14 protein-coding genes and 1 pseudogene are annotated in these 16,013 nt (G+C 45.8%); 9 read left to right on the forward strand and 6 right to left on the reverse strand.

Annotated features, from left to right (window positions below; translation table 11 throughout):
- Window positions 1-4 precede the first annotated feature (4 nt).
- The 3 genes from ACAW87_RS01500 to ACAW87_RS01510 all read right to left on the reverse strand — a co-directional run bounded on the left by ACAW87_RS01500 (window position 5) and on the right by ACAW87_RS01510 (window position 2,485).
- On the reverse strand, window positions 5-988 hold the full coding sequence (locus ACAW87_RS01500; RefSeq protein WP_370721375.1) for a DUF4007 family protein: 984 nt from the start codon (window positions 986-988) through the stop codon (window positions 5-7).
- A 380-nt stretch (window positions 989-1,368) separates the two neighbouring features.
- A complete protein-coding gene (locus ACAW87_RS01505; RefSeq protein ID WP_370721376.1) occupies window positions 1,369-1,560 on the reverse strand; it encodes an ATP-binding protein in 192 nt (63 codons plus the stop codon).
- Window positions 1,561-1,714: 154 nt separating this feature from the next.
- The gene (locus tag ACAW87_RS01510) at window positions 1,715-2,485 is read right to left on the reverse strand and encodes a hypothetical protein (RefSeq protein WP_370721377.1); all 771 of its coding nucleotides are present in this window, start codon (window positions 2,483-2,485) and stop codon (window positions 1,715-1,717) included.
- Between the two features lie 132 nt (window positions 2,486-2,617).
- On the opposite strand from ACAW87_RS01510, the gene ACAW87_RS01515 reads away from it, so the two are divergent.
- The 5 genes and pseudogenes from ACAW87_RS01515 to ACAW87_RS01535 all read left to right on the forward strand — a co-directional run bounded on the left by ACAW87_RS01515 (window position 2,618) and on the right by ACAW87_RS01535 (window position 10,136).
- A complete protein-coding gene (locus tag ACAW87_RS01515; protein WP_370721378.1) occupies window positions 2,618-3,175 on the forward strand; it encodes a restriction endonuclease subunit S in 558 nt (185 codons plus the stop codon).
- Window positions 3,156-4,727 carry a type I restriction-modification system subunit M gene (locus tag ACAW87_RS01520; RefSeq protein ID WP_370721379.1) on the forward strand — a complete coding sequence of 524 codons (1,572 nt, stop codon included), beginning with the start codon at window positions 3,156-3,158 and terminating at the stop codon, window positions 4,725-4,727. The genes ACAW87_RS01515 and ACAW87_RS01520 overlap by 20 nt, the downstream gene beginning before the upstream one ends.
- Before the next feature lie 526 nt (window positions 4,728-5,253).
- Window positions 5,254-5,988 (forward strand): DUF3800 domain-containing protein, encoded by a 735-nt coding sequence (locus ACAW87_RS01525; RefSeq protein WP_370721380.1) that lies wholly within the window; start codon window positions 5,254-5,256, stop codon window positions 5,986-5,988.
- Window positions 5,989-6,171: 183 nt separating this feature from the next.
- Window positions 6,172-9,411, forward strand: coding sequence for a type I restriction endonuclease subunit R (locus tag ACAW87_RS01530; RefSeq protein WP_370721381.1), 3,240 nt, complete (start codon window positions 6,172-6,174; stop codon window positions 9,409-9,411).
- A 2-nt stretch (window positions 9,412-9,413) separates the two neighbouring features.
- A pseudogene (locus ACAW87_RS01535) lies at window positions 9,414-10,136 on the forward strand (M48 family metallopeptidase).
- On the opposite strand, the gene ACAW87_RS01540 reads toward ACAW87_RS01535, so the two are convergent.
- The 3 genes from ACAW87_RS01540 to ACAW87_RS01550 are packed head-to-tail and all read right to left on the reverse strand — an operon-like array spanning window position 10,137 to window position 11,751.
- The gene (locus tag ACAW87_RS01540) at window positions 10,137-10,652 is read right to left on the reverse strand and encodes a hypothetical protein (RefSeq protein WP_370721382.1); all 516 of its coding nucleotides are present in this window, start codon (window positions 10,650-10,652) and stop codon (window positions 10,137-10,139) included.
- Window positions 10,653-10,656: 4 nt separating this feature from the next.
- Window positions 10,657-11,370, reverse strand: a complete 714-nt coding sequence (locus tag ACAW87_RS01545) for a P-loop NTPase family protein (protein WP_370721383.1) — start codon at window positions 11,368-11,370, stop codon at window positions 10,657-10,659.
- 12 nt (window positions 11,371-11,382) lie between these two features.
- Window positions 11,383-11,751 (reverse strand): hypothetical protein, encoded by a 369-nt coding sequence (locus tag ACAW87_RS01550; RefSeq protein WP_370721384.1) that lies wholly within the window; start codon window positions 11,749-11,751, stop codon window positions 11,383-11,385.
- A 247-nt stretch (window positions 11,752-11,998) separates the two neighbouring features.
- Between ACAW87_RS01550 and ACAW87_RS01555 the strand changes: the two genes are divergently transcribed.
- The 4 genes from ACAW87_RS01555 to ACAW87_RS01570 all read left to right on the forward strand — a co-directional run bounded on the left by ACAW87_RS01555 (window position 11,999) and on the right by ACAW87_RS01570 (window position 15,939).
- Window positions 11,999-12,460, forward strand: coding sequence for a hypothetical protein (locus tag ACAW87_RS01555; RefSeq protein ID WP_370721385.1), 462 nt, complete (start codon window positions 11,999-12,001; stop codon window positions 12,458-12,460).
- The gene (locus ACAW87_RS01560) at window positions 12,450-13,307 is read left to right on the forward strand and encodes a relaxase/mobilization nuclease domain-containing protein (RefSeq protein WP_370721386.1); all 858 of its coding nucleotides are present in this window, start codon (window positions 12,450-12,452) and stop codon (window positions 13,305-13,307) included. Before ACAW87_RS01555 ends, ACAW87_RS01560 begins: the two co-directional genes overlap by 11 nt.
- A gap of 768 nt (window positions 13,308-14,075) precedes the next feature.
- Entirely contained in the window at window positions 14,076-15,359 is a 1,284-nt protein-coding gene (locus tag ACAW87_RS01565; RefSeq protein WP_370721387.1) for a hypothetical protein, read from the forward strand.
- A gap of 244 nt (window positions 15,360-15,603) precedes the next feature.
- Window positions 15,604-15,939 carry a hypothetical protein gene (locus ACAW87_RS01570; protein ID WP_370721388.1) on the forward strand — a complete coding sequence of 112 codons (336 nt, stop codon included), beginning with the start codon at window positions 15,604-15,606 and terminating at the stop codon, window positions 15,937-15,939.
- Window positions 15,940-16,013: the final 74 nt, after the last annotated feature.

Below are 16,013 nucleotides of genomic sequence, written 5' to 3' on the forward strand. Positions count from 1 at the left end.
CAGGTTAGGCGGTAAGGGAGGCGAGGGCGTAGTGCTGATGCAGTAGCGCCATCGGGTCGGGTGGGTTAGCGGTGGTTTGTATCACCTGGCGTACCAAGGGGGTGTCTTCGAAGCGCAAGGCTCCGCCGGTGAGAGTGTCGAGCTGGTCGAGGTAGGCTAGTACTGAGTCTTCGTCGAGCTTAAATATGACTCCGGGTGATCCCTCTGTCTGGGCAATGTCGCGGGCGGCAATAGTGGTGCTGCCAGGATATTTCCAACGCCAGAACTTCAACAAAGCGTAGGCAAACACACGGGCCGGTAGGCTAGCTTTTGGTCCTACGACGAAGCTGTACTGTTGCCCGGAGCCAAAACCGGCTCGCAACAGGCCCAGCTCGCGCAGGGGGCAGTCGAGGCCGTCTTCAGCGTTCTGACCGCGCTCAGTGCTGGCCACATAGGTTTGTAGAAATACGGCCACGTCACGCTGCACAGTTTCCGATGAAGCAGCTTTGGCCGAACTGACGCGGGCAGCTGCCTGTACGGCCTGGGCCAGGGTGGGGGCGGTCCATTCCCACTCGCGCCAAACATTGAAAGCATAGACCCAGGTGTATGCCGGGGAACCGGGGCCACAGAGGTGCCAGTGCAGCAGCCACAGGGTGGCTGGGTCTTCAAGGTAGGGGTCGGCCCCTTCGTCGGCTAGCAACAAGGTGCCAAGAGGGGTGGCTTGCATGTGAGCTCCGCGTTCGCCGCTGGTGCTAGCCAGGCGGGTGGCCAGCACCCAATGCCGGATTGCGGTCACCATGTTTTTGCCAACGCCCAGACGAACAAGGGCATCATCTTCAGTGAAAACACCCGGGTTAATGGTCAACTGATCAAGACCTTTTTTGAGCCAGGCCGAGCGTAGAGCGAAGGTCTGATGCCCGGCGAAGCTTGGCGAGCTGGGCAGCAGCGGTTGAGCCACGGCCGCCTCGAACCACTCGATGATGGTGTTAGCGGGAAGCTGAGATTTCATGTTTTATTTAAGAAATTCGCCGGGGTAGAATTTGGCGTAATCAAAGTAGAAAGATCGGAAAGGAAAGTTGAATAACCTTGATTTTAAAAAAAAGGTTATTACAGGCTATAGTATAAGTGTATACCTATTTAGAACAATTGCCTAAACGAATGATGACCTTACATGAGCACATTTTCGCTAGGCGAAACCGATTTAGCTACACACTTGCCTCAATCGCCATGACATTGATATCTCTTTGCTATAGACTCCATAAATAGGCAGGATTTAAAAGCGGACGTGTCCTTACCCCCTTTGGTGAGCCAGGTTTTGTTTGGTGTTAATCAAAATAGGATCGTTACGGTGGTACCCTGTCCCAGCTTGCTATCAATAGTGATCTCCCCCTAGTTCAGTAAAACCAACTCCCGACAGATCCTTAAGCCCAGCCCTATGCCCATCTCGTTGGCCGTACCCGGACTGGGTGTCACCTGACCCGACAACTGCTGCTGGGTCTGTTCCGACATGCCGATGCCTGAATCCCGAAGGCTAAAAACCGATTGCCCAGCCTGCTGGCCCGGATATGGGTTTGCAAACACGCTAGCGCGCTTATCAGACCTACCTTAGTTAGCTCATGACGAATGTTCTTCCAGATCCGTTCGATGGGTGTGTCTATGTGAATACGTGACGAAGGGGGGGGAGTCGGTAGAAGATTGTTCCTCTACCAGACTCTATTATTGATGAGTTATAGTACTAAGAGCGGTTGCCGTATTTTCGCTTGAATTTATGCGTTAACCCTAACTCACTGAATCCATTCCGGCTATCCCATATCGCCATTTCGCCTAGTCGAAAAGCATAGTAAGCGTTGTCATTCTGAATGTGCGTAGTAATTGATCCTACATGAAAATTCGCCGTGTAGTTTAACAGTTCAACTCGGGCACGATGGTTAAATACAGGCAAAGCAAAGACGGGAACTTGACCGAAGGAACCATAGAAGCAGTTGGCGTAATCTGTAGACTGTGCTAATAATCCCGATAGGCTTTGTTGAGGTGTTTTGCCTATTGTTTTTGGGCTTTTCAGCTCTACACCAAACGAAAGGTTTCTGTAATTACCAAAAACATCCAGATGCTTCTCCCGCTTGGGAGTTAGAATAGCATCGATACGTAGACTGTGGATTGTATTGTCAGGTGATCTGTATTCGCCTGTTACTTCCTTCTGAATCTCAAAAAAAGGGCTTACCAAAGCAAAGAAGGCGTCTTTGAGACCGTCTTCGTTAATCGTTTCCGGGGTGACGTCGTCAAATCCGATTTTATTGAAAAATTCAACGAGCTCGGTAACCGGATTGAACTTCACCAAATTCGAATTGACGGGCGTGCATATGAGTATTTTGTCGGTACTTGCTGATGGCGACACCCGATAGTTATCGCCATCAAGCTCAACGAATCCCTTGCTACCTATCGACATATCTGTTGTGCGCTGTGCGATTTCGAGCCCTTTACTGTTTTGGAAAATGTAGGTCAACATCTTGTTATTTGTTGTTTAACTGTTTGTTTGTTAGGTGGTTAACTGTAATAAAGATACAAAATAAAGTTTATACTGTCAAGAAGTAAATTCAATATTATTCTTATGTAGTAAAATATATTGTAGATTTGTGTAATGATTCAGCTACCACTCGCTTCTATTGTCAGTGCACAAATGGGTATCCAGAAGCCGGATGCCATTGGGGGTGATATGGTATATCTGCAAAGCCGGGATATCGACGAGTTAGGGCGTTTAGTGAAGACTGGGGAAGAAACAATGATATCCTCAGATGTGGAAGAGCGGGGCATTATACAGCCTCACGACATTCTGCTTGTAGCTAAAGGGGCACGAAACACAGCGGTGTATTACGAGCCGGACTATCCGAAAGCCGCAGCGTCTACCGTGTTCTTCATTTTACGCCTGCAACGTTCGGATGTGCTCCCCGCTTATCTGGCTTACTACCTCAACACGCCCGCTGCTCAGGCACAATTAAAACTGCGGGTAAGCAGCATGACGACGGTGCCAGTACTCAACAAGAAAGATTTTCTGGACTTATCTGTGCCGGTACCAGACCTGGCCACACAGCACCAGTTAGTAAACCTGCATGAGACGTATATGCAGGTACGTGATTTATCGCTAGCCATTCTCAAAAAACAAGAAGCCCTTGTTCAATATGCTTTTCCAAGACTCTAATCCAACTCCGTCTATCCCTCGACTCGTTAGTGCCAGCGAAATCAATAACGCTGTCTTGCGTACCTGGGACACGTTTGGAGGTGCTCAATACAAGGATTACATCTTGGTCTTTCTATTTCTTAAATACCTGTCTGATCTTTACAGAGACCGTTATCAGTTCTACCTCGACCGGTATAATGAGACCCCAGACAACGATGTGCGAACGCAACGGGCTATGCAGTATGAGCGATTTCAGACACCGGCAGAATGCCGGTACGATTTTCTGTATGATCACCGAAATGATCCGGATATTGGTGAGAAATTAGATATAGCCCTAGCCCATCTGGAAGAGGCGAACCGTGAAAAACTCGAAGGGGTCTTTGGTGATATCAGCTTCAACTCGGAGAAGCAGTTGGGGCCAACGCGTGATCGTAACCGCCGGATAAAGAGCCTCATTGAGGGCTTCAGACATGTTGACTTAACGCCATCGCATCTGGAAAGTCAGGACGTCATTGGGGATGTGTATGAGCTGCTGATCGAACGATTCGCGTCTGAGGCGGGCAAGAAAGTAGGTGAGTCGTATACGCCAACGGCCATCTCAATATTGCTTGCCAGGTTGATGACCCCTCAGCCCGGTAGCCGCATTAGCGATCCTACCTGCGGTTCGGGCTCCTTGCTGATCAAAGTGGGTCAGCAAGTTGGCTCGCGCAATTTTGCGCTGTATGGGCAAGAGATTAACCGTACTACCTATGCTCTGGCCCGCATGAATATGTTTTTGCATGGGTTCGACGACGCTATCATTCGCTGGGGAGACACGCTAAATAATCCGCTGCTACTGGAGAACGACCGGCTGATGAAGTTCGATGTTGTGGTAGCCAACCCGCCGTCTTCGCTCGATAAATGGGGTGCCGAAAACGCACCTATCGACCGGCATAACCGCTTTCATCGGGGAACGCCCCCAAAGTCGAAAGGAGACTTTGCGTTTATCTCGCACATGATCGAAACTGCCTGCGAAGGCCGTGGCAAAGTAGGCGTTATCGTGCCGCATGGTGTATTATTTCGGGGCAGCTCGGAGGGCCTGATTCGGAGAAAGCTTATCGAGGAAAACCTGCTCGAAGCGGTCATTGGTTTACCGGCCAACCTCTTCTTTGGTGCGGGGATTTCAACGGCCATTCTGCTCTTCAACCTGGCGCGTACCCGGCCTGAAAACACCCAGTCTGTAGGAAAAACAGACGTGCTGTTTATTGATGCCAGCCGGGAATATGCCGAGGCTAAAAATCAGAACGTCATGCGTGCCGAACACATCGACCGGATCGTGAACATAGTGCAGACGTTCCGGCAATCGCCCGAAGAGGCGGCTGGTATTGTGGCCGAAAAATTTGCCTATCGAGCTACCCTGGAAGAGATTCGTAAGAATGATTATAACCTCAACATACCCCGCTACGTAGACACGTTTGAAGAGGAAGAACCTACTGATACCCAGGAAACACAGGCTGAAATAGCTCAGTTAGAAACTGAGTTGGCTGAAGCCAAAGCCCGAATGCAGCAGTGCTTGAAGGAATTAGGCTTTTAAACGCCATTATCAAATAGACAGTGGTCGGTAAGTTGATTGTGAAGATAAACTTCGGCAGGTTATTTAACCGCTCACCAAATCAGAAGAAATGCTAGAAGAACGTACCTAACAAGCCATGGAAAATGACGCCAATAACCGTCCCTCTCAGGAAGAGCTTAATTCAGCTCAAAAATATGCTTAGTTAAAACGCTTCTATCGCGAGAGCCTCTTTTCCTTTTTGGCGCTGCTCGATAGTATTTCCATAGGAACAACGTGCTATTTCGGCAGTGTTAAGCGCGGCTGATGTTGAAATTCAACTGGCAACAGCGGAGATAGAGGCATTGAAGAAGCAGTTGCTGACGGGGAAGAAACGAGTGAAGGTTTGGGGATATTGATATTACGTACCCTAAGTAAGTTGGCAGACAGACGTTCAGCAAAATGTATAGAAAGGGACCCTCTATTCATTCACTATGGTACCCTTTTGCTTTGCCTGAAGTCTCAGGTAAAAGCAAGAATCAGAAAAACGTAAATCCCACCTGATCATACGATGACCTATACCCTATATGTAGATGAAAGTGGTGATCACGGCCTACATAACATCAATCCGGTTTCGCCGGTGTTTGTGCTTTGTGGCGTTTTATTTTCAGAAACCAGTTATGAGTTGTGTCGTACTCAATTAAACGCATTGAAAGAGTCGATCTGGGGCAATAAGAAAGTCATATTTCATTCACGTGATATTCGAAAATGCGAAAAGGAGTTTCAGGTATTATTTGATTTAGCGATCAAGCAGCAATTCTACGAAGGCATCAATCAGATCATGACCGAAAAACATCATACGGTCATTGCATCAGCGATTAAGAAAGAGCGGTATGTACAGCAATATGGTAAACTGGTCGATGACGTTTATGAAATCGCGCTGTCATTTATTGTTGAGCGGGCTATTTTCTGGCTTGATGACCTCAGACAACCAGACGCCCGGCTCGCTATTGTGCTCGAAAAGCGAGGAAAGAAGGAAGACGGGAAACTGAAGGAGCATTTCAACAAACTGTTGGCCAGAGGAACTGGCTACGTTGAGGCTAATCGACTGAAAGCCTACAATATCACCATTGACTTCTGTGACAAAAAGGAGAATATCAACGGTTTGCAAATGGCTGATCTGATCGCATACCCAGTTGCCCAGCACGTAATTGACCCAACTCGGGCAAACCCCGCTTTCGAGGTGATCAAGCCCAGAATATATGCGAAGTATGGCAAACAGTACGGCTTGAAGGTATTCCCCTAAAAAACAATAAGCCAGACGCGCGTCTGGCTTATGCCGATCGGGGACACCCCGGTCCAAAGGATAATGATGATACAAAAATAGGCATCTCCCTTCGAAATGTCAATACATTTAAGCGTGTGGCCCAGGTAATTGCTAAAAAGGACAGAGACAGAAAGGACTTGATTAAATCGGGCTCCACAGGCTATGACACACCAAACGACTCCCTCTTTCCGCGAAGACGACAGCAGCCAGATACCAGCTTTATTACTGCTACAGGCTATGGGCTTTCAGTACCTGTCGCCTGTTGAGACCATGCGCTTGCGTGGCAACACAGCCGATCGGGGAGGGTCTGGAAACGTGCTGCTCGAGCCTATTCTGCGCGAAAAACTAAAAGAGTTGAACCTGTTTAAATTCAAGGGGGCATCTTACCACTTTTCGCCTGTCAACATAACCAACGCCATTTTCGCCTTGCAGGATTACCCGCGCGAACTGGGCTACCTGCAATCCAATCGGTATCTGTTTGATCTGCTTACACTGGGCAAAAGCTTTGAAGAAACGATTGGGGCCGACAAGAAAAGCTTTAGCCTGACCTACATTGACTGGAAACACCCGGAACGGAATACGTTTCACGTCACAGAAGAGTTGAGCGTAGCCCGAACCGGCCGGTCAGACCATTACCAGCCAGATATTGTGCTCTACGTCAATGGTATTCCGTTGGTAGTTATCGAGTGCAAGCGGCCCGACATGAAAGATCCGCTTTCCCAGGCGATCTCCCAGCACCTGCGCAACCAGCAGGAAGATGGCATTCGGCCCCTGTATGTCATGGCACAACTGTTGGTGAGCCTCTGCCAAAACAAGGCGTTGTATGCGACCAACGACACTAACGAAGAGTTCTGGCAGAACTGGCGCGAACGTACCTCAAACCGGCAGGAGGCAGAGCGGCTTCAGGCCAGGGTACAGGCGCTTAAAAATGCGAGCTACCAGCCTCAGTGCCGCGATGCCCTGCTCCAAAACCCTGATCGCCGAGCCTGGCAACTAAAGAAAGTCGTGGCTGATGGCGCTGATTGGGCACCTACCGAGCAAGACCTGCTCCTGTATGGACTATGTCGCCCCGAACGGTTATTGAACCTGATCTACAACTTTATCATCTTCGACGGGATGACCAAGATCGTAGCACGGCATCAGCAGTTCTTCGGCGTTGGCCGAACCCTCCGTCGCGTGAGTGTGGTCGATGAGGCAGGGATGAGGCAGGGCGGGGTTATCTGGCACACGCAGGGCAGCGGAAAGTCATACACGATGGTTATGCTGGCTCAACTGTTGGCGGCCGACCAGAGCATTCTGAACCCTAAAATCATTCTGGTTACCGACCGTGTTGAACTTGACGATCAGATTTACCAGACGTTTAAGCGCTGCGATAAAGAAGTAGTCCAGGCGACTACCGGTAACCGGCTGGTCGAGTACCTCGAAGACGATTCAGATGCCATACTGGCCACGCTGATCAACAAATTCGACGCCGCGATCCGTAAGCTATCAGAGCCGATCACGCGGCCCAATGTGTTTGTGCTCATCGATGAGGCCCACCGCACTCAATATGGCAAACTGAGCGTGAAAATGAGGCAGGTATTCCCAACGGCCTGCTTCATCGGTTTTACGGGTACGGCCCTGATGCGGCGGGAGAAGAACACAGCCTCAAAATTTGGCGGTATCATTGATACCTACACCGTAGCCGACGCGGTGGCTGACCAAGCTGTTGTGCCCTTGCTGTTTGAGGGCCGTGCGCCGCTATTTAGTGTCAATGAGCGCCCTATCGACAATTATTTCAATCGTATTGCCGAACCCCTAAACGACTACCAGCGCAGCGACCTGAATCAGAAGTTTAGTCGACGTGATGCCTTAACCAGTGGCGAGCAGGTGATTTACGCGAAAGCCTGGGACATCAGCGAGCACTACGCCAAGACCTGGAAAAACACCGGATTTAAAGGGCAACTGGTGGCTTCATCTAAACTGGCGGCCGTACGCTTCAAACGCTTTATGGATGAAATTGGGCAGGTAAAAACCGAGGTACTCATTTCCCCACCCGATGATCGGGAGGGTAACGAAGACGCCTACGGTACTGTCCACGATGAAGTGCTCTTGTTCTGGAAACGCATGATGGATCGTTTCGGAACGGCTAAAAATTACGACGAGTCGCTTCGTAAAGCGTTTAAAACACGTGACACTACGCCAGAAGTAATCATCGTTGTGAACAAGCTCTTGACGGGCTTTGATAACCCGATCAACATTGTGTTATACCTCTGCACCAAACTGCGGGAGCATACACTGTTTCAGGCCATTACCCGCGTCAACCGTAAAGCACCAGCCAAAGATTTCGGCTACATCATCGATTACGACGGCGTCATTGCCGAACTGGCTCAGACCCTGGAGCAATACGGAGGTACGTTCGAAGACTTTGATACTGCCGACCTGGAGGGTACCGTCACCGATATGCGTCGTGAATTGGCCAAACTACCACAGCGTCATTCCGATGTGTGGGACTTGTTCAAAACCATCACTAACCGGCAGGATACGGCCGCTTTTGCGAATTTGCTGAGCGATGCCGCCTTGCGGGCTGTCTTTTTTGAGCGGCTAAGTCAGTTTAGTCGTTTGCTGAGCATGGCCCTTTCCAACTACGAATATGTGTCCTCAACACCCGAACCGGAAGTAGCACGTTATCAAACCGATTTTACGTTCTTCCAGGGTTTGCGAAAATCAGTGATCAATATGTTTTCGCTGGCCGTAGACTACCGTCAATACGAACCTCAGATTCAGAAACTGATTGACACGCACGTTACGGCTGACGAAATCGTACAGCTCTCCCAGCAGGTAAACATCTTCGACCGGGAAAGCTTCGAACGGGAACTAGAAAGGGTAGAGGGAAAAGCGGCACGGGCCCATACAATTGCCTCGCGCACGGATCGTACCATCACCGAACGAATGGATGAGGACCCTGCTTTTTACCGGCGGTTATCTGACCTGATCAAAGAAACGCTGGAAGCCTATCGCCAGGAACGAATTGACGAAGTTGAGTTTCTTAAGCGGGTTACCGACGTGAAAGAGGAGGTTGTAAACCGACCTAAACACGAACTACCTGTTCCGCTGCAAGACCGCCCCGTAGCTACGGCCATTTACGGTATCTTGGGAGAAACGCTTCATAGCACAACGCCGGGAGCTGATCTCCTGGCCGATTGGGCCGTGCAGGCTGAGACTGTGATGGAACAGGTTATAATCGACCACGGCCAGCCACTGGTTGACTGGACCAGTAGGTCTGACACGCTTAATCAACTACGATTTACGCTGGACGAGTGGGCCTGGGATGTAAATGAAACCCTGAGTGCACAACTGGGCAACGATCAGCTGGATGCACTCGTAACCCAGTTAGTGCAGATTGCTAAAGCCCGCTATTAAAGATGGTTGACAGTACAGAAAGTCAGGTACGTTACGGGTCTGCAACGATTGCCTATTCGATTAGCTATCAGGCCCGCAAAACGCTTTCTATTACCGTAACGCCAGAGGGAGATGTTCGGGTTATGGTTCCCGAACAAACGGCAGAATGGGTTATTCAGCAACGGGTTTACCAGCGAGCAGCCTGGATTCTCCGCCAGCAAGAGCGGTTCCGGCAAATAGGTACTGAGCGCCAAACTGCCCGGCGCTATGTATCTGGTGAAACTCATTACTACCTGGGGCGCCAGTACCGGTTGCGCGTTGACGAGGGAGCAACTAATGTTCGCCTGAAGGCGGGCTGGTTGACTGTGACGACGCCGGATCGTCATAATGCTGAGTTGATCGCTCGGCAACTAAACGATTGGTATCGCCAACGAGCCACCACGCTGATCACACCACTTTTTGATGTCTGTTTAGGTAAACTTCCGGGAAACGAGTTGCTGAAAGACCGGATCGTGTTGAAGTGGGTGAAAATGAAAAACCGCTGGGGTAGTTGTAGTCCCAGCGGCATTGTCCGGCTCAATCCGGACTTAATTAAGACGCCCAAAGCGTGCATCGAATACATTATCTGGCATTAACTCGCCCATTTGATCGTACCACATCATAACCGCGCTTTCTACACCCTGCAAACTCAGCTTATGCCTGATTGGGAACGCTGGCAACGGCGTTTGGCGGAATGGTCATTATAATTAAAAGGAAAGCGGTACATAAACGACCTGCCCATTTTTGCTTCTGATGAAGTGCTTTCCGGCTTCAGCGTCGGTTGTGCTTTTAGGGGCAGATAGTTTGAGATAAGCTCCATTTGAAAGATCTTCAGCTTTTTCATATTCGCCGTCTACCAGTTTCCCATACCGCATGACATTAGTGTAAAGGTGGATTTTCTTAACATAGTCTGCTTCCTGTTGATACTTGTCTGACTTATAGTAAAAGAATATCGTTGCGATGACTGCAACCAAACAAACCAGGCACCAGGGAGATGATCGGCCGACGCCGAACCAAAAAGCGGCTCGTGGTTCATTTGTTTGCAGCGCTGTAGTGCTCTGGTTAATTCGCTCGGTAGCCTGATGTATGGCTTTTTTAGACTCGGCCAATTCGCTGTTATGAGCCAATACCAGCACAGTGCCTGTATCCCCCATATCTACGCCATACCTTTCTTTGAGTTTGAAACGGGCTGTATCTACCTCGCGTGTTCCTAGCTTCTCCATACAGCTACATTTTCTCTAATTCCTGCTTCATCATGAGCCCCTCGATGAATCCAAATTCGCTCAGGCCTTTACCTGTTTGGGCATAATGGACAATGTTCCGCCCTGGCGCATCGGTAGGATCTATACGGCCAAACGATTTTAAGGGCAGCGAATGTTGCTTGCAGAGATTGGCCAAAATAGCCCGTTGTTCCTTTTCTGATTCGCCAGATTGACCTGTCACTGAAAACTCATTAAGCTGGACCTCGATCGGGAAGATATTATAAAGTTGATTGGCCAATTCGACAAGGTATTCCATGCACGATTTAAAGGCCGTGTTGCCTGCAATTATGCAGTGGAAAATAAATTTAGCCTGAATATGCTGTTCTACAGTCTGTAGCAGTTGTGCCGAAAAGTCCTGCCTCAGCATGGCTGGAAATTGTTCTGATTCCGGCGCGCCAAAATCCAGGTAGTACTTATTAAAAGGCTCTGTTGCAAGTTCTACCAGAATAGCGGGCAGACGTTGCCGATCTTGCTTATCACGCTCGTTGAAAAGTGAGATATTAGCGACCCTTTTTTGCTTTTTCAAAAAAGCTAATTGTCTGGTAGTGGTACGGGTCGAGTTATCGATGTCGATAAATAAGGCACCCGGTTCGTTTTCCAGCCTTAGAGCTTGTAAATAGGCAAAATAAGACTTTCCAACACCGCCTTTAGCCTGAAGAATAAAATGAAATTCTTTCATGAGTGATTCGATTTAATTGTAGTTAATGTACTTGTTTTCAGTGGGAATGACGGTGCCAGTGTCTGGTAATTGAATAGGCGTTTTGTTTTTGTTTACTGCTTGTTTAGTAGTGAGTGTATGAGGCGTTATTGAATCAGAAAGAATAGGCGGCTTTTGACTCTTTGCCGCTTCTCTCTTTATAGTTTGTTTAGTGTGATAGATAAGATTGGTATCAATCTTTACATCCAAACCCAAGTCTAAATCGAGACTAATCTTCTGAGCTATTGTAACAGCAGGTAAGGGAGATAGAAACAAATCCTGATAATAGCAATAAAGTAGCTTTCTTCGTTTAGTTCTTTTGTTTCTGAAAGCATGCTGCACGTCTTCCTTCGTGATTACCATATAAAAAAATTTAAGTAGTTATGATCGATTAAGTGGATAAAAATAAGCAGTTTTATGGCATAATTCAAGCAGAAATGAGTAGAAAAAATATTCTTGGCAGTATGTTGGCAGAATCTTGGCTAATTATTGGCAGACCTTAAAAAATAATTCAACAACTGGCTAATTCTCGGCTAACACTACACACGAAAATAATGGGCAAGATGTCTTTAAGCCTTGCTATTAATTTGAGATTTATCTGAAAATAAAAATGAAAAAGGAAATAGAAGGCGATTTTTTAGTTGAGGGCTGTCGAGGACGGCCCACGTTACCCGCCGATAAAAAACGCGTGCACAAAGTGACGCTGGCTTTGACAGCTACCGAGTATAATTATTTTAAAACGTTAGCTGGGCACGAAGCTAATGATAAGAAGGTGTTCAGATCGGCAAAGCCGACAGCACGACCCAAGCGTGAGCATGGCTCGATCGCGGGCTTCGTACGCCTCATGATGCAAACGAACCGACCGCTTATGAGTGTAGAGCAGGAGCGGATATTGACTCAAATTGCTGACATGAGTAACAACCTGGCTCGGCTTACCAAGATGGCGAAGGATATTGAGTATGATGTTGTAGCCCGGCAGTTAGAAAAACTCTATGGACAACTAATGGACTTACTGGACGAATACACACAGCAGAAGCGTAACAAACACCTAGATAAAAATCATGGTCGCTAAAATTATTGGCGTAAAAAGTATTTCATCTACCGCCAGATATGTTAAGGAAGGCTACGGAGATGTTGACAAGAAGGCAGAACTCCTGGAGGCCAATGGAGTGCGTATGGGGACAGCAGCTCAGATTGCTGCTGATTTTGAGCGGCACGCCCAGCTTAATCCTGATATCAAACGGGCAGGACTACACATTCCTCTCGCGTTTTCGGCACAGGACATTCATAAACTAAGCGACCAGCGCCTGGTTGACCTGAGTCTGAAGTATATGCGCGAGATGAAGATAGAACCAGAGACCACGCAGTGGATCATCGTCAAGCACGGCGATACGGATCATCCTCACGTTCATCTATTGATGAACAAAATTGGGCTCGATGGTAAGGCGATCGATCTGTCCTTTAGCAAGATGCGTAGTAAAAAAGCTGTGAAGAAAATTGCTGAAGAGGAGGGGCTAACTGTTGCCGAGACGCAGGTGTATCGCCCAGATCAAATCAAGCGGCCTCACCTTGAAAAGCGTCATGAGCTGATTGATGCTGTCCGGCAGTTAGTAGAGGCAGCACTGCAGAAGGCCCACACGATATCAGATTTCAGAAAGAGCCTGGCTGCCGTTGGTATTGAGGTGATTTGGAAAACGTCTAAAAAGAGTGAAGGTGCCATAAAGGGAGTCCGCTTCGTTAAGGACGGCCGGAATGTAAGTGGAAGTGCGCTAGGTCAAGAATTTAGTGGTTCAAAGCTTTATAAGCGGTTGAGTGAGGCACATAAGACCACAATAATTGATGGCAAAGATGACGCTAAACTAATTGAGAAAAACAGCCAATTGAAACCTAAACCGGTTACAAGGCAGCAACGGATGTGAAAAATTTTTCACATCCGTTGCTGCCTTGTAACCGGTTTAGGTTTATTATTTATCGTGTATAGATACAGAGAGTTTGTATTATGTGAGTTTGGTAAATATGTTTTATTATATATTCAAGTGTTAGTCAGGATTTAGATATTAAATAATACAATTTAACTCAAGTCATAACTAAATTAATGATTGGACTAGCTGGAAAAGTAATACAGCTGCAGCAAATTGATGAATCTTCAAGAATCTATTTCTATTTATCGCAAGGTGATAATTTAATTATTAAATTGAGGGGTATTTAAAAATAGATCTATGAGAAGACCATACATTTTAGAGTTAGCTATTCAGGAAAGCGCGATGCCCTCGCTTGAAAGCAGCCAAGCCCGATTTACACATCAGGTTTGTTGTCTGTTTGATTTTTTGAGAATCTATTACTTACTTCTGCAGCCGTCTTCCGAAGAAAAGTCTGAGATAGATCAAATTTGGTCATCCATAACATTAACAGTACGATTCACGAGTACTGTCGAAGAGAAGCGTGAGACACTTCTTCGGCAGCGGAAGGAGATACTTAATACTATCAATAGTCGAAGGTTGCCGTTCCGGGAAAAGTCGAACGTAGTTGAAGTTAATAGGATGGGTCTTGCGGTTGACCTTTATAAAAGTGTATCAATTAGTTTCCAGCCGCCCAAGAAGCGAAGTTCCGACGACTTATTGTTTAAAATTAACCATTGGACTTTTGTAAATGAGCTAAACTTTCAGTCATTAGAGGAGGTGATACATATGTATCAGACTACCCTTCCTTGGTTTGAATTACTGAATGCTGTAGAAATAATGATAGGTGAATTAGACGGTGGGATAGATGTAAAGGTTCCCAATACCCCCTACCAATATTCTCAATCAGATATTGATATTTCAGGAAATATTATAGGAATAGTCGCACATGTATTAACAGAGTGGTACTCGATTGATATAGATAAAAATCTAATTTATATTCATAGAAACAGAGAGTATATTAGATCACAAAACGTATACATTAGATCATTATATAAGCAATTACAATCAAGTTTATACATACGTACAGAATTGATAATTGTTGATATTGCTTTGAGATATTTTGAGAATATATTTGGTGAGTTTTGGGTAGTTTTACTTGAGAATAAGTATGATCAGGTAAAATTGACAAAAATTTTCTTAAATGAATTGTCCAAATATTTAGATATATTAGGTGAAGATAAGTGCAAATATTTTAAAGAATATTTAAAATTAGAATTTGATAAAATAGGAAAAATTTCTATTGAGCAACAAAAAGAGTACAAATTGCGCTATGAATCTTACTTACTTCAGGATGTGAATTATTTTGAACAATTATTTATTGATGGTTTGATAGAAGATGATAAAGATTATCTTAGACGAGGTTTTAAAATAATACGTATTGAAAATTTTCCTCTTGAAGGTGATGAGGAAAGGCCTAACTCTTTTAAGGACATTGAGTTTCCCGTAAAGACGAGCGATTTAATCGAACACCTTTTTGGACGGAGGAATGTAAGTGATTTGAATGCTTCATCAGAAGGTATTATACCGGTAGAAGAAGACGGATATGCTGAATCTAATGATTATATTGATGAAAGTGATGATAATTTACACGGCGAGAAAGAAAACAGATATAGTTTTGTATTTTTTAAGGATGAGGTAGATAATATTTTAGGACAGTTATCTCACTTTGTAGATGAAAAAGATAACAGATTAATAAGTGATTATTATAACAAAAACGAAAGTGTAGTGGATCAAGCTAAAAGGTCTGAGACTGAACATGATTCATTGAGCCTAATACTGATGGGTAAAGTAACTAGCAAACGTATTTGGATTCATACTTCAGTAAAAATAATTGGTATTGCCTTTATTACTGCAATTGAAAATGATAAACACCGAAAAATAAAATTAAATAAATCGCAACTTTGTCGCTGGATTTCCCAAAATATAGATTATGATATTAGGTTTGACCCTAGTGTAAGGGAAAAAACGAAATTTGACTCGTTAAGGAACATAATGAAAGGCATTGCATAGTCTAGAGTGGATAAGAAATAGGTTTAAAGATGATAGCTGAAGCCATGCTAGAATGTTATTTCAGAATGTATTCCAGATAGTATTTGGAATACATTCTGGAATACATTTAGGGTACAATATTTACTAACTGTAATCTTATAAGTTCTTGTTTATAAGTGTATTATAATTTAATGTATTCCATCGTGAATTTTCATTAGCCTTCACTACTTATCGTTGCACTGTGTTATTTAAACTAACAAGCACAATGCAAAAGCTAATGACATTCAATGATCTGCCTGGAGCAGTAACTAATCTTACTCGTGAAATAGGTGAGCTAAAAGCAACAGTCAAAAAACTAGCAGAGAGAAGCTCGACAATGAGTGAGCCTTATGGGACGTTTAAATGGCTATGTTTAGTTGCTCCTATACCTATAGGTACTTTGAGAATCCGCTCTTCTAGAGGTGAGATTCCAGGCACAAAAAAGATTGGAAAACGGCTTCTCTACAATAAAGAAACTGTACTAGAGTGGTTAGAGAGTCAAGATCTTCCTGAGAGAGCGGTTCGCTCAAGCCGTTCATCAAAGCGAAACTTAAAGTCCTGATATTACACAAAATGGACCGGAATATCTGCCAACATCCGGTCCATTAAACTCACTAATTATGAACCGTAAAGTTA

It is taken from the genome of Fibrella aquatica (genome assembly GCF_041321135.1).
Taxonomy (GTDB): domain Bacteria; phylum Bacteroidota; class Bacteroidia; order Cytophagales; family Spirosomataceae; genus Fibrella; species Fibrella aquatica.